We start from the raw sequence: 13,644 nt of genomic DNA, 5'->3' as shown, positions 1-13,644 counted from the left end.
CCCGCCCGAGCCGCCGGCCCCGTCGGCCACCGCCAGCAACCGGGGGCCGGCGTAGGCGGTGTCCTGGTTGCTCGTACGCACCAGGCCCGACTCCGACCGGGCCGCGTAACGGATCCCCAGCATCGTCGCCGTCTCTTCCACGGTGCTTCCCCTCCCCGACAGATAGTCGACGAGGAACGTGGCCAGCTCTCCACGGGCGGCGGTCTCGGCCAGCACCTGCTCCCAGTAGCCGGCGATCTCCTCGGCCGCCGCGCCCGCCGGCAGGTCGCACACCCGCCGGATGCGCGCCAGCGGCATGCCCAGCCGCCGCAGCCAGGCGATCAACCGGGCCCGCTCCAGCTGCCCCGGATCGTAGAACCGGTATCCGGACTCGCCGTCCACCGCGGCCGGTCGCAGCAACCCGAGCTGGTCGTAGAGCCGCAGGGCCTTCGGCGACAACCGCGCGGCCCGAGCGAACGCCCCGATCGTCAGCAGCCGCACCATTCCTCCTCGTCCCGGCCCCCGTGGCCGGTACCGACGATGCTGCGGCTTCACCCTAGGGGAAGGTCAACACCGCGCTTTTCGGAAACCAGTTCCGCATGCACAGCACAGGCAAGTTGCCAAAACGGAACCACATTCCCTATCTTTATCGGAACACGGTTCCGTTTATATCAGGAGGAAACAGAGTCATGCAGTACCGCACCTTGGGTCGTACCGGTGTGCAGGTCAGCTCCCTCGTGCTCGGCGCGATGAACTTCGGCAGGATCGGACGCACCACCCAGGACGACGCCACCGCCATCGTCGACGCCGCCCTCGAAGCCGGGATCAACCTCATCGACACCGCCGACATGTACAGCGACGGCGAGTCGGAGGAGATGGTCGGCAAGGCCATCGCCGGCCGCCGCGACGACATCGTGCTGGCCACGAAGGCGGGCATGCCGATGGGCGAGGAGCGCAACCATCAGGGCGGCTCGCGCCGCTGGCTGGTCACCGAGCTGGACAACAGCCTGCGCCGCCTCGGCGTCGACCATGTCGATCTCTACCAGATCCACCGGTGGGACCCGACGACCAGCGACGAGGAGACGCTGTCGGCCCTGACCGACCTGCAGCGCGCGGGGAAGATCCGCTACTTCGGCTCCTCGACCTTCCCCGCCCACCGCGTCGTCCAGGCCCAATGGGCCGCCCGCGAACACCACCTGAGCCGCTACGTCACCGAGCAGCCCAGCTACTCGATCCTGCAGCGCGGGATCGAGAGCCACGTCCTGCCCGTGACCGAGGAGTATGGGCTCGGTGTGCTGGTGTGGAGCCCGCTGGCCTCGGGCTGGCTGTCGGGCGCGATCCGGGAGGGCCGGGAGATCGCCACCAACCGCTCGGCGTTCATGCCACGGCGGTTCGACACCTCCATCCCGTCCAACCGCGCCAGGCTCGACGCGGTCGAGCGACTGGCGAAGGTCGCCGACGCGGCCGGGCTGACGATGATCCAGCTCGCGCTCGGTTTCGTGACCGCGCACCCGGCCGTGACCAGCGCGATCATCGGCCCCCGCACGCTGGACCACCTGCGCTCGCACCTCGCCGCCGCCGACACGGTGCTCTCCGCCGACGTGCTCGACGCCATCGACACGATCGTCGCGCCCGGCGTCGACCTGGCCCCGGACGAGAAGTACGACACCCCGCCCTCCCTGCTCGACCCGTCGCTACGCCGCCGCTGATCGCTCAGGGGGCCTCCCACCACACCAGGTTGGCGGCCACCTGGGCCACCGGCTCGATGATCTCCCACGCCTCGGCGATCAGCCCGTCGTCCAACCGCCAGATGTCGACGACCGCGATCTCTGGCCCGGCACCGGGGAGCCGGCGCCGCGAGTACATGACGACGTGATCACCCTCGGCCAGCACGTGATGGATCTCGACCTGCATGCCGGCGAGCGGGACGAGCGCGGCGCGTACGGCGGCGAGCCATTCCGCCTTGGTCGACGAGGTCGGACCCGGCCGGTGATGGACGAAGTCCTCGCTCAGCAACGGCGCGAGCGCATCGACGTCGCCCGTCGCGACCAGTGCAGTCAGCGCCCGCTGGACGATGCTCTTGTTGTCTGTGGTCAGGTTCCGCGTAGTCATGGCGGCAGTGTTTCGGCCGTTGCCCACGGTTGTCGATGAACTCGCATTTCATGGCGTCCGGCGCCACGAGGAGTAGCATCGACGGGCATGTACACGGTCGGGGAGCTGTTGCGGCAGTGGCGGCATCGCCGGCGAATCAGCCAGCTCGATCTCGCGATCGCCGCCGACGTCTCGGCTCGTCACGTCAGCCTGGTGGAGACGGGCAAGTCCAACCCGAGCGCCGACATGATCCTCCGGCTCGCGGATCAGCTCGAGGTGCCGTTGCGTGAGCGCAACCGGCTGTTGCTGGCCGCCGGCTTCGCACCCCGCTACGCCGAGCGGCCGCTCGACGGGGACGCGCTGTCGGCGGCCTGGGACGCGGTCGAGAGGGTGCTCCGCGCGCACGAGCCGTACCCGGCGCTGGTCATCGACCGCCGGTGGAACATCGTGATGACCAATCGCGCTCTCGACCCGTTCCTCGCGGACGTCGCCCCCGACCTGCTGCGGCCGCCGATCAACATGCTGCGCCTGGGACTGGACCCGCGCGGGCTCGCCCCTCGGATCGTCAATCTGGCCGAGATGCGCGTGGTGCTCCGTACCCGGATCGCGCGCCAGCTCGCCGCCGCTCCCGACCCCGAGCTCACCGCGCTCTACGAGGAGCTGCTGGCGCCCGGCTCCGAGGACATGAGCCACGCGATCGAGTCCGAGGTCGTGATCCCGATGATCTTCAACTTCGGTGGGCGGGAACTGCGGCTGTTCTCGACCACCACGACGTTCGGCACCCCGATGGACATCACGCTGGACGAGGTCGCGATCGAGTCGTACTACCCGGAGGACGCGGAGAGCGCCGCCTACTTCACGAACCTCGTCGCGCTTGACCTCAACCGCGGTTGAGATCCCAGAATTGCTGATCGCGGGCGGCGCGCCCGCATGTTCTGGATCCCCTTTCATCCCAGCCATGGAGACGTTTGTCATGACCAAAATCGTCGTCATCGGCGCCACCGGCAGGCAGGGCGGCGCCGTCGCCGACCTGCTTCTGCGGCGCGGTCACGAGGTGGTGGCGTACGTGCGCTCGGAGGAGTCCCCGGCCGCGAAGGCGCTTTCTGCTCAGGGGGCGCGGCTCGCCGCCGGTGACCTCGCCGATCCCGACGCGCTCCAGCGGGCCTGTACGGACGCCGACGCGGTTTTCGGCCTCTCGGTGCCGTTCGGCGAGGGCGGCAAGGACGAGGAGGTGGCGCAGGGACGCCTGCTCGTCGACACCGTCGCCCGCCTCGACGCCCACCTGGTGTACTCCTCCGTACGGGGCGGCGACCGGCTGGAGGCCACCAACGTCGGCCACGCCGACAGCAAGCAGCTCATCGAGGCGTATTTACGCGAGCAGCCGGTGCGCGCGACGGTGCTCGGCCCGCTGTACTTCATGGAGAACGCGCTCAACCTCGGCTTCAGCCGACTCGGCGACGGCATCCTCGCCAACCCGCTGACTCCCGGCAAGCCGCTCGACCAGGTGAGCGTCCTGGACATCGCCGGTCTGGCCGTACACGCGATCGAGAACCCCGATGAGCTCGTCGGCGAGCGGATCGACATCGCCTCCGACCGCGTCAGCGGGCAGGAGGCGGCCCGGATCCTGAGCGAGGTGCTGGGCCGGGAGATTCCGTACCAGCAACTGCCGCTGGACATGGTGCGGCAGTGGGCCGGCGAGGAGGTGGCCACGATGTTCGAGAGCTTCGAGAACAACACCGACTTCCTCGACATCGAGACCCTGCACGCCACGTACCCCGCCGTGCGATGGCACAGCTATGCCGAGTGGGCCAAGACGGTCGACTGGGACAGAGTCCTCGCAGGTTAGATCCCTGACCGGGGCCGGCTGACGGCTCATCCGGACGGTGTCGTGACGGTGGGTGCCTGCGGCGCGGAGACTTCCGCGGGCCTGGACCTCACCAGCCACAAGCCGGTGAACACGGCGCCGTCCAGGGTGACGACGCCGGCCGCGACGAAGGCGCTGTCGAGGCCGGACTCGAAGGACGCGCCGCCGACCTCCCGGGTGCGGACGACGGCTCCGAGCACCGCCACGCCGAGCACCGCGCCGATCTGCCGGGTGGTGCTGCTGATGCCCGACGCGAGGCCGTTCTCCTGCGGGCTGACCGCCTGGATGGCGGCGCCGGTCAGCGGGGACATGGTCAGGGCGAAACCGACGCCGACGATGGCCAGCCGCCACCACACGTTCCCGTAACCGGTGTTCGCGTGCACGAAGAACTGGGAGAAGAAGAAGGACGAACCCATGAGCGCGAAGCCCACCACGACCATCGCCGTGTTGGACACCGTGAACAGCCGCAGCGGCAGCATCGGCGTCGCGCCACGTCGTTCGACGACGACGAAGACGGCGAGGATCGCCACCGCGGCGGCGAGGGTGCCCGGGATCACCGGCGAGGTCCAGCCACGGGAGCCGCCCTCGATCAGCCCGAAGGTCAGCGCCCCCACGCCCAGCACGTTCAGGACCGTCCCCGGGAGGTCGATCGCCGGCGCGTTCGGATTGCGGGACTCGCTCAGGACGCGCATCCCGACCAGCAGCAGGATCGCGCCGATGGGCACGTTGACGAGGAAGATGGCGGGCCAGCCGAAGGCGTCCACCAGGATGCCGCCGGCCAACGGTCCGGCGGCCAGGCCGATCCCGCTGAATCCGGCCCACAGCCCGATCGCCTTGACCCGTTCCTGCGGAGCGGGATACGCGGCGGCGTGCAGGGCCAGCGAGGCGGGGCTCGGCGCCGCGGCCCCGATGCCCTGCACCACCCGGCCGGCGATCTGAGCGACCGCTTCCCGGGCCTGCTCGACTGCGCCTCAGTGCGGCCGAGCCGTCGGACGGCGGCCTGCTGTGAATAAGGGTGTGGGCCGTAAGTGAAGTCGATGCTCGACATCAGCTCTTGACCACCCTCGCGCGCAAGGTTACGGTCAGGGCCGTAAGTGAGCATGATTGAGCGTCCCGAGTGCCGTCCGCGGGCCGCCGATCCCATGACGTCAAGGGTGTGAGCCTGTGAAAAGACTGATGTCGGCATTACTCTCGCTCCTCACCGGAGCGACCCTCGCGCTCGTCGCCATGCCGGCACTTCCCGCTCAGGCCGGGATCTGGCACGAGTATCCGCCTGCGGCCAACCGGACCTGCAGCGACACCCGGACGTACAACGGCACCGCCTACCAGGTGTGCCTGGAGTTCAACTACGCCCGCACCCAGGTACGCGCCATCGCCTTCGTCAATCCGGGGGCGTACACGAACTTCCAGGTCAACCTGCGGCTCGCGTTCGGCGGCGGCGGCCCGACGATCACCGACTCGTGCCCCACGATGACCACGAACGCCAGCCGGGCCTGCTACACCGGGTTCACCGCCCTCAGGCGTACGTACGTGGTGGCCGACGCGGACGTCGGCATCGCCGGCGCGTGGATGACGCCCATCCGCGCCCTGGACATGCAGCTCTCGGGCAAGCAGCAAGAGAACTCGAACTGGTGCGGGCCCGCGGCCGCCCAGACGATCATCGCCACCATGGGCGTCTCCGCGCCCTCGCAGTCCACCCTGGCGGACAAGATGGAGACCACCAGGTTCGGGACGATGCCGTGGATGATGAAGACCGGCATCAACGCGTACGTGCCGCAGGACTTCCCCTACGGCGACTATGAGGCCGCCGCCAGCGGGCTGCCCAGGATCCGCGGGCTGGAGGTCATCGTGAAGTCGCTGTCGCGGGGCAGGCCCGTGGCGGTGCTGGTCAAGCCGGGTCAGCTGCCCTGGTCACCCGACGCCCCCGGGGGCATCCGGCACTACGTCGTCATCCACGGGTTCGGCGGCCACGAGTGGTCGGAGCCGGGTTTCTGGCCGTGGGTGCCCGACAACTTCAAGGTGTGGGACCCGGGCGCCTCGCGGGAGGAGAACCTCACCGTCGACCAGCTCTACCACGCGGCGCTGGGCGCGGAGTTGAGCGACAGCATCTGGGCGATCTCGTCATGAGACCCGGCCGGCCGGGCGCACCGCCCGGCCGGTCCGAAACTCATCATCTGTCTCGTGACATTTACATCTGTCTGCTACGGGCCCTCACGAGGAGGATCGTTCGCGTAACCCCACCTCAAAGGGAGCATTCATGACCGTCTCACCCGTGGCCAAGACCGTCCGGATCGAGCGCACCTACGCGACCACGCCCGAGCACGTGTGGCGCCTGTGGACCACCAGCGCCGGCATCGAGTCCTGGTGGTCGCCCGACGGCTTCACCGTGAACGTCGGGAAGCTGGAACTGCGGCCCGGCGGCGAGCTGATCTACACGATGACCGCGACCGCGCCCGAGCAGATCGCGTTCATGGAGGGCGCCGGGCTGCCGCTGAGCACCGAGTCGCGCAAGACCTTCGTCGAGGTGGACGAGCCCACGCGGCTCTCCTACACCTCGCTGGCCGACTTCATCCCGGGGGTGGAGCCGTACGACTTCCTCACCGTGGTCGAGATCCGGCCCTCCGGCGACGGTGTCCACGTCGTCATGACCATGGACGCGATGCACGACGAGGAGTGGACCCAGCGACTGACGGCCGGCCGCGGCAACGAGCTGGACAACCTCGGCCGGGTCATCGACGCCGGAGAAGTCTGATCCTGTCACGCTCGTGGTGCGCATCGTCTCCCCCTGAACAGCCACGACACCGCCGCTCTCGCCCCACCCCTCCGCCGCCGCACGATCGGAGCGGATCCAGGTCGCCGGCGCGCCGGCCCGTCCAGGACTCCCACCCGTGCCGGATCCGGCACCCGGCCGCGGCCTCTACTCTGGTCAGCCAGGACGCGAGGACGGGCGGTGGGAGGATTGGCGGAGCTGTGGCGATCCGACCGCATCGTCCGGCTGGCGCCGGTCGGCGCGGTCGCCTGCAGCGCCCTGCTGCCGGTGGTGCAGGTGATGCTGGCGTTCGGCTACATGGGCAACGACACCCGCACGGGGCTGTGGAGCCTCGCGGCGGTGGTGACGTACCTGCCGCTGCACCTGCGCCATGTCTGGTACGCGGCACACGCGCGGCGGCCACCGGCCGGCGTCTGGACCTTCGCCGTGATGGCCGCCGTCATCCTCGGCGTCACTCCCTTGGCCGGGAACATGTGGCCGCGGTCGTACGCGGCCCTGGTGGTGTCGGCGCTGCTGGTGCTGCCGGCGCCGTGGTCGTACCTCGTGTACGTGACGGTGGCGGCCGCGGCGGCGCCGATCGCCTACGCGCTGGGGCTGCCGTGGACGACGGCGCCGTGGCTGCTGTTCTCGGTGCTGGGCGGGAGCGCGGCGCTGCTGCTGCTGGTCTGGCTCCCCGCCGCGCTGACACGGCTGCGGGCGGCCAGGGAACTGCTCGCCCAGCAGGCCGTGGCGCAGGAACGCCGCCGCCTCGACGACGATCTGCGCCGGAGCCTCGGCCGCGCGCTGGAGTCGATCGCGGTGCGCGGCGAACAGGCCGGGCGCAGGCTCGGGGGAGCCGCGCCCGAGGGCCTGTCGGACGAGCTGGCCGCGCTCGCCGACGACTCCAGACGTACGCTCGCCGACGCCAGGCAGCGCGTACGCGGCTACCGTCAGCCGTCGTTGCGCGCCGAGCTGGAGACCGCCACGACCCTGCTGGCCGCGGCCGGCATCGAGACCCGCCTCGAAATTCCGCGCGCCGGCGTCCCCGACGCCATCGCCCCGCAGTCCAGGGCCGCGCTGCGCGCGACGGTCACCCGGCTGCTGCGCGCCGACGCCGTACCCTCCTGCACGATCGCGGTGACCTCCACGGATGGCCGCCTTCGGCTGGAGCTGCGCACCGGCGAGGCCACCGAGACGATCGAGATACCGGCATGACCGCGTCCATCCCGCCCCGCTGGGTGCTGCGGCACCCGCACTGGCCGCTGATCGCCCTGCACGTGCCGCTGACCCTGCAGGTGCCGGTCTACACGATCCTCGGCATGGACGGCCCGCCCGGCAACCCGGTCGCCGCGATCCTGGGGGCCGCCGCGGCCGGCGCGATCCAGCTGCGGCACAGCCTCGCGGCGGCCCGGGGCGAGCGTCCCGCGGGCTGGCCCTGGAGCCTCGCGGCGCTGGTGCTGCTCGCGGACCTGCCGATCTGGTGGCTCGGCTCCAACTGGGAAGCCCTCGGGATCTTCGCACTCGCCTCGATGATGACCTTGCTGCGCGGCGGGTGGGTGCTGGCGGCGGCCGCCACGCTGCAGTTGACGGCCAACGCCACGAGGGAGGTGCTGACGATGCTGCAGAGCCAGGGCACGATCCCGCAGGCCGTCCTCCTCGGCCTGTACGCGGTGGTCGTCACCGGCCTGTACGCCGCGGCTCTGGTCGGTGGCGCCCGGCTGGTCCGGCTGCTGAACGAGCTGGACGCCGCCCGTACCGAGCTGGCCGCGACCGCCGTCGGCGAGGAGCGGATCCGGGTCTCGCGCGACCTGCACGACCTGCTCGGCCAGAGCCTGTCGGCGATCGCCCTCAAGGGCGACCTGGCGCTGCGGCTGCTCACCAGGGACGCCGTCGCCGCCCGCGCCGAGATCGAGAGCCTGACCGGCGTGGCCCGCGACGCGCTGCACGACGTACGGGCGATCACGCGGGACCAGCACGCCGTGTCGCTGCGTACGGAGATCGACGGGGCCGCGGCCCTGCTCGGCGCCGCAGGCGTGGAGACCCGGCTCGACGTGGCCGACCTGCGCTCGCTGCCCGCGTCCGCGCAGAGCGCCCTGGCCTGGGCCGTCAGAGAGGGCACCACGAACCTGCTGCGCCACAGCGAGGCCGGCTCCTGCGCCATCACGCTTTCCCGGCAGCACGGGAGAATACGGCTGGAGATCGTCAACGACGGCGTCCGCGGCGCCGCCGGCCTTGGGAGCGGCTCCGGACTCGCCGGAGTGGCCGAGCGGGCCGAAGCCGTGTCCGGCTCGTCCGAGGCCGGTGTCCGTGACGGCCGGTTCCGGCTGTCGGTCGAGGTTCCCGAGGAGGTCGCGTGATCCGCGTGCTGATCGCCGAGGACATGCACATGATCAGGTCCGCGCTGGTCGCGTTGCTGTCGCTGGAGGACGACATGGAGGTGGTCGCCGAGATCGAGCGCGGGGACGAGGTGCTGGACGCCGCGCTGCGGGTACGCCCCGACGTCGCGGTGCTGGACATCGACATGCCGGGTCTGGACGGGCTGTCGGCGGCCGAGCAACTGTTCGCGCAGCTTCCCGACTGCCGCACTCTCGTGCTCACGGGGCTCAGCCAGCCGGGCAACCTGCTGCGCGCGCTGAAGGTGCACGTCAAGGGCTTCATCGTGAAGGACGCCCCGGCGCAGACCCTCACGGACGGGATCAGGCGCATCGCGGCGGGGGAGCGGGTGATCGACCCCGAGCTCGTCGCCGCCGCTCTCGAGACCGGCAGCAGCCCGCTGACGGCCCGCGAGACCGAGGTGCTGCGCGCCGCGGCGAGCGGCAACCGCGTCGCCCAGATCGCCACCCAGCTCTCGCTCTCGCAGGCCACGGTGCGCAACTACCTGTCGAACGCGATCAGCAAGGTGGGCGGGCGCAACCGCATCGACGCCATCCGCATATCTCGCGACGCCGGCTGGCTCTAGACATGTCAGTGCTCGGGCTGTCAGCGGTCGGGGGTGAGGAGGGGTTTGACGTCCAGGATCGGGGTCGCGTCGAGGGCTTCGAGGTTGCTGACGTGGACGCGCGCGCCGTCGATGGCGAGGATGTGGACGACGTGCAGGCCGATCGGGTTGGGACGGTCGGGCGCGCGGGTGGCGAAGACGCCGGAGAGCGGCCGGGTGGTGTCGCCGCGCGGGTGCACGGTGAGCGTGTCGCGGTCGGCGCGGTCGAGCCAGGTGAGCAGCAGGACGTCGGCGCCCGGGATCAGGCCGTCCAGGGCGGGGGCGTACCGATCGTCGAAGACGAGCCAGGCGTCGGGCGCTCCCTCATCGGGCTGCCGGGGCGCCGCCGCCCGATCGGTCAGCGTCGACTCGACGCGCCCGATCGGGCGCAGCGTGTATTCGGTCAAGGGTCCTGGATCCTCTCACTCGGTCTCGGTCGCGGACGCTTGTTCGATAGGGAAGAAAACCGGGCTGAGCAGGTACTGCGCGCGATCCGGTGTCGGCTCGTTGGCCAGCAGGGGCAGGATCACGCGCCGCAGCTCGATGATCATATTCTCCAGTTCGTCGCGGTTGAGCCAGACGGCGTGCTGCCGGTAGCCGACCAGGTCCGCGGCCGGCTCGGCGTTGTCGCGATCGAGGTAGGCGTTGAACTCGGCCACCAGCACGGCCATCGACGTGGCGAACACGCGCCGGTGGTCGTCGGGCGACAGCGCCGCCGCCGCGTCGGCGTCCACGATGACCCGGTCAAGGCGTAGCCGGTAGCGGCGTTCCACCGCGCCGCGCACGCGCCGCTCGTCGGCCACCTCCAGGATTCCGTTGGCCGCGAGCAGGTCGACGTGCCGGTAGATCATGGCCTTCGAGCTGTCGGGGATGCGGGCGCACAGTTGAGCGGTGGTGAGTTCGCGCCCTCCGCGCATCGCGTGCACGATCCGCAGCCGTACCGGATGCGCCAGCAGTTCCAGGGTGTCCACCTCGCAACGGTCTCATGCTGTGCCACCATTACACAAACACGAGAACGGTGGCTATCTCTAGTGCGGGAACGCCTTCGGCGGGCGGGGCGTCACCTCGTCGCGGAACGCCTCGATGACGGAGTGGACCTGGCGCATGAGCACGGTGTCCCGGAGCCGGTCCAGGTAGAGCGAGCGCCGGGCCAGCGCGTCGAGGTCCACGGCGAAGTAGATGGCCATCAGCGGATTGACGAACAGCTCGCTGCCCTTGGTCCTTTCGGTGAAGCGCACATCCCCGAACTCGCCGCGCACGGCCGCCGCGATCGAGCCGTTCACGATGCTCGGGTACGCCGGCAGCTCGGCCTGGGCGTGGGCGACGGCGTCGAGGTAGAGCGCGCCCGCCTTCGTGGACCTGGAGACGGAGAACGCGCCCAGGTAGGCGCCGTCGCGCTCCAGGGCTGCCAGGTTCTCCAGGACCTGTGCGTGGTTGACGCCGTGATAGGCGTCCACCCCGAAGCCCAGGCAGGCCACGATCTTCTCGGGGACGTCGAGGGCGTGGGCGGCGGCCAGGCTCGTCATGTCGTCGGCCGGTGTGCCGAGACCGGCCTCGTCGCCGCGCATGAGGATGTCGGTACCGCCGTCCACCAGGACGACCGCGTCCAGGTCGAGGTGCGCGGCGAGCTTGGCGTACGCGGCCTGCAGCGGGCGGACGCCGACCTTGGGGAAGGCGTACACGGTCGACGGCTGGCCGTGCGTGGCCAGCCAGCGGGCCAGGCAGCCCTCGGGGAAGTACCAGTCGCGGGCCTCGGTGTCCGGGCGTATCTCCGCGACGTCCTCGAACAGCCAGACGTCGAGGTCGAGCGCGTCGAGGTGGCTGAACGACAGGTTCGCCAGGTGCACCTCCTTGCCGGCCTCCCGGAGGGTCAGGGCGAGGGGTAACCCGGCGTACACGTCGGAACCTCCGCCTGCGCCGGCGACGAGGATCCGGCTGCAACGCTCAAGCCGGGTGGACAGGGGCGATCCGAACATGCATCACATCTTGCACTGTGGACAGCACGATCAGCGTCCCGTAATCGCTCGCGCCGCAGGCGTCGGCCCGGGGTTCGGGGCCGTTCATCGGCGGGCGCTGCGATCAATGTGGCAGAGTGCGGGGCATGAAGCCCGATTTGCGTCTCGACGTTCCGGCGGACTTCGACGACTCCGATGCCGACTCCCAAGTCCATCCGATGGCCAGGTTGCTGTTCCCCGCACGGACCGCCGCGGAAGCGTTCGGCAAGGCCCAGGAGTGGGTGGGGGCTCACAACGTATTTCTGGTGGACGTCTCGTGGGACTACGCGACCGGTGAAGCAGAACCGTACGTCCTGAGCATCTACTTCGTCTTCGAGGACGAATCCGAGCCGGCGTGAGCCACGGCCCGGCGCGGGCGGTGGCGAAGTGAAGGCTGATCGGCAACCACAGCGAGCGGGTCGCGACGTGGGCCGCGGCCGTCATGGTCCCTCCCGTCAGGGCGAGCGAGAGCGTTCCCCACAGCGTGGCGTTGACGTTGACCAGATGCGTCGCGCCGAACAGCACGGCGGACACGACCAGGGTGATCACGGTGCCGGTATGTTCCTCCACGATGCGGAACAGGACCCCGCGGAACAGGAGTTCCTCGGCGACCGCGACGCTCGCCATCATGCCGGCGGTGCCGACGAACCCGCCGAAGGAGCCCCGGGACACCTCCCGCAGGCCACCGAACATCGCGACCAGCAGCACGGGCAACCGGAACGCGCGGAGCCGGCGCCGGCCCGTGGAGGAGGCGGCCTGTGACAGAGCCATGGCGGATCCTTCCGTTCGGGTCTCCGCAGTGATCCTGCGGCAGAAGGGAGGCTAGGGAACGGAGCGGGCCATGCCATCCCACCGGAAGGGACATTCGGGATAGCTCTCACAGGGGATGGGACGAGTTCAGGGTGAGGTCCGGGGGAGGGCGAGGGCCAGGATGGCTCCGCCGTGAGGGGCGTTGGCAGCGGTGAGGGTGCCGCCGTGCAGGCGCGCGTTCTCGGCGGCGATGGCCAGGCCCAGACCGCTGCCCTCGGTACGGGTACGGGCGGCGTCGCCTTTGGTGAACCGGTCGAAGACGTGGGGCAGAAGGTCGGCGGGGATGCCGGGCCCGTCGTCGGAGACGGTGACGACGATCCGGTCGGCACCGGACTGGACCTGGATGAGGACCGACACCGCCGGGCCGCCGTGCCGCAGCGCGTTGCCGACGAGGTTGGCGAGGATGACATCGACCCGGCGCGGGTCGAGGCGGACGCGCAGGCCCGGGGGGACGTCGGTGCGGACCCGATCGTGCCAGTGCCGCAGATCGAGCGTCTTGGCGATGAGCTCGCCCAGGTCGACCTCGTCGAGATTCAGTACGGCGGTGCCGGCGTCGAAGCGGGACACCTCGATCAGGTCCTCGACGAGGCGGGTGAGCTTGCGCGTCTCGTCGGAGACCAGCTGCAGCGCCTCGGCGGTGAGCGGCGCGAGGCGGCCGGAGGCGGCGTCGGCGTCGAGGACTCCGGTGACAGCGCTCATGGCCGCCAGCGGCGTACGCAGCTCGTGGGAGACGTCGGCGGCGAACCGCCGCGCCCGCGCTTCCATGTCGCGCAGTGCGGCCGCGTCGGCCTGGAGCGTGGCCGCCATGGTGTTGAAGGTGCGGCCGAGGTCGGCGAGTTCGTCGTCGCCGGTGACGCTCACGCGGGTGTCCAGGCTGCCTCCCGCCATCTGTTCCGCGGCCGCGCGCAGCCGCCGTACCGGTCGCAGCAGTCTGCGCGCGGCCAGCAGCGCGGGGACGATGGAGGCCAGAGCGACGGGGAGGGCTCCGGCGCGGGCGGCGGCCGCCAGGCTGTCCACGTCCTGCTGCTGGGAGGCCAGGGAGAGGGAGGCGTAGGCGACGAGCGGCGGGGAGCCGTGCGGGCGTGCGGCGGTGGTGACGGGAAGGGCCACGGCCAGCCAGGGCGTCCGGGCGTGGTGGAAGCGCTGGGCCAGCGCGGTGCGCGCCGAGGCCGCCTGGTCG

Annotated in this window: 17 protein-coding genes; 9 read left to right on the top strand and 8 right to left on the bottom strand. The window is 70.7% G+C overall.

The annotated features are described in order from the left end of the window. A partial coding sequence (locus tag ACWDX9_RS50140; RefSeq protein ID WP_449968393.1) for a MerR family transcriptional regulator occupies positions 1-483 on the bottom strand: 483 nt, incomplete at its 3' end. Between the two features lie 185 nt (positions 484-668). Here ACWDX9_RS50140 and ACWDX9_RS50135 point away from each other — a divergent pair. Beyond that, entirely contained in the window at positions 669-1,688 is a 1,020-nt protein-coding gene (locus ACWDX9_RS50135) for an aldo/keto reductase (RefSeq protein ID WP_449968390.1), read from the top strand. Positions 1,689-1,692: 4 nt separating this feature from the next. Here the strand turns inward: ACWDX9_RS50135 and ACWDX9_RS50130 are convergent, their stop codons facing one another. Continuing rightward, positions 1,693-2,091, bottom strand: a complete 399-nt coding sequence (locus tag ACWDX9_RS50130; RefSeq protein ID WP_449968387.1) for a nuclear transport factor 2 family protein — start codon at positions 2,089-2,091, stop codon at positions 1,693-1,695. A gap of 87 nt (positions 2,092-2,178) precedes the next feature. On the opposite strand from ACWDX9_RS50130, the gene ACWDX9_RS50125 reads away from it, so the two are divergent. Both ACWDX9_RS50125 and ACWDX9_RS50120 read left to right on the top strand, forming a co-directional pair. Then, positions 2,179-2,964 (top strand): helix-turn-helix domain-containing protein, encoded by a 786-nt coding sequence (locus ACWDX9_RS50125; RefSeq protein WP_449968383.1) that lies wholly within the window; start codon positions 2,179-2,181, stop codon positions 2,962-2,964. Between the two features lie 79 nt (positions 2,965-3,043). Continuing rightward, a complete protein-coding gene (locus ACWDX9_RS50120) occupies positions 3,044-3,916 on the top strand; it encodes an NmrA/HSCARG family protein (RefSeq protein ID WP_449968380.1) in 873 nt (290 codons plus the stop codon). 26 nt (positions 3,917-3,942) lie between these two features. Here ACWDX9_RS50120 and ACWDX9_RS50115 read toward each other — a convergent pair whose 3' ends face one another. Next, positions 3,943-4,857, bottom strand: coding sequence for an MFS transporter (locus ACWDX9_RS50115; RefSeq protein ID WP_449968377.1), 915 nt, complete (start codon positions 4,855-4,857; stop codon positions 3,943-3,945). Between the two features lie 253 nt (positions 4,858-5,110). On the opposite strand from ACWDX9_RS50115, the gene ACWDX9_RS50110 reads away from it, so the two are divergent. The 5 genes from ACWDX9_RS50110 to ACWDX9_RS50090 all read left to right on the top strand — a co-directional run bounded on the left by ACWDX9_RS50110 (position 5,111) and on the right by ACWDX9_RS50090 (position 9,642). After that, positions 5,111-6,061: a C39 family peptidase gene (locus ACWDX9_RS50110; protein WP_449968373.1), complete on the top strand. Its 951-nt coding sequence runs from the start codon at positions 5,111-5,113 to the stop codon at positions 6,059-6,061. Positions 6,062-6,191: 130 nt separating this feature from the next. Further along, positions 6,192-6,686 carry an SRPBCC family protein gene (locus ACWDX9_RS50105; RefSeq protein WP_449968371.1) on the top strand — a complete coding sequence of 165 codons (495 nt, stop codon included), beginning with the start codon at positions 6,192-6,194 and terminating at the stop codon, positions 6,684-6,686. A 198-nt stretch (positions 6,687-6,884) separates the two neighbouring features. Beyond that, positions 6,885-7,898: a hypothetical protein gene (locus ACWDX9_RS50100; protein ID WP_449968368.1), complete on the top strand. Its 1,014-nt coding sequence runs from the start codon at positions 6,885-6,887 to the stop codon at positions 7,896-7,898. Continuing rightward, the gene (locus tag ACWDX9_RS50095) at positions 7,895-9,040 is read left to right on the top strand and encodes a sensor histidine kinase (protein ID WP_449968366.1); all 1,146 of its coding nucleotides are present in this window, start codon (positions 7,895-7,897) and stop codon (positions 9,038-9,040) included. Before ACWDX9_RS50100 ends, ACWDX9_RS50095 begins: the two co-directional genes overlap by 4 nt. Continuing rightward, entirely contained in the window at positions 9,037-9,642 is a 606-nt protein-coding gene (locus ACWDX9_RS50090) for a response regulator transcription factor (protein ID WP_449968364.1), read from the top strand. Before ACWDX9_RS50095 ends, ACWDX9_RS50090 begins: the two co-directional genes overlap by 4 nt. Positions 9,643-9,662: 20 nt before the next feature. Here ACWDX9_RS50090 and tsaA read toward each other — a convergent pair whose 3' ends face one another. From tsaA to ACWDX9_RS50070, 4 genes are all read right to left on the bottom strand, one after another. Continuing rightward, positions 9,663-10,067 (bottom strand): tRNA (N6-threonylcarbamoyladenosine(37)-N6)-methyltransferase TrmO, encoded by a 405-nt coding sequence (gene tsaA, locus ACWDX9_RS50085; protein WP_449968362.1) that lies wholly within the window; start codon positions 10,065-10,067, stop codon positions 9,663-9,665. A 15-nt stretch (positions 10,068-10,082) separates the two neighbouring features. Further along, a complete protein-coding gene (locus ACWDX9_RS50080; RefSeq protein ID WP_449968359.1) occupies positions 10,083-10,631 on the bottom strand; it encodes a helix-turn-helix domain-containing protein in 549 nt (182 codons plus the stop codon). A 57-nt stretch (positions 10,632-10,688) separates the two neighbouring features. Continuing rightward, positions 10,689-11,636 (bottom strand): DUF1152 domain-containing protein, encoded by a 948-nt coding sequence (locus ACWDX9_RS50075; protein ID WP_449968356.1) that lies wholly within the window; start codon positions 11,634-11,636, stop codon positions 10,689-10,691. A gap of 84 nt (positions 11,637-11,720) precedes the next feature. Continuing rightward, positions 11,721-12,236, bottom strand: a complete 516-nt coding sequence (locus ACWDX9_RS50070; protein ID WP_449968395.1) for a CPBP family intramembrane glutamic endopeptidase — start codon at positions 12,234-12,236, stop codon at positions 11,721-11,723. Between ACWDX9_RS50070 and ACWDX9_RS50065 the strand changes: the two genes are divergently transcribed. Continuing rightward, positions 12,159-12,416, top strand: a complete 258-nt coding sequence (locus ACWDX9_RS50065) for a hypothetical protein (protein ID WP_449968398.1) — start codon at positions 12,159-12,161, stop codon at positions 12,414-12,416. The genes ACWDX9_RS50070 and ACWDX9_RS50065 overlap by 78 nt on opposite strands. A gap of 135 nt (positions 12,417-12,551) precedes the next feature. On the opposite strand, the gene ACWDX9_RS50060 is transcribed toward ACWDX9_RS50065, so the two are convergent. After that, positions 12,552-13,644, bottom strand: a 1,093-nt coding sequence (locus ACWDX9_RS50060; protein ID WP_449968353.1) for a HAMP domain-containing sensor histidine kinase, incomplete at its 5' end; no start/stop codon positions are given.

It is taken from the genome of Nonomuraea sp. NPDC003201 (genome assembly GCF_053590415.1).
The sequence above is the reverse complement of the archived record's forward strand: the minus strand, read 5'-3'. Positions and strand labels throughout refer to the sequence as shown.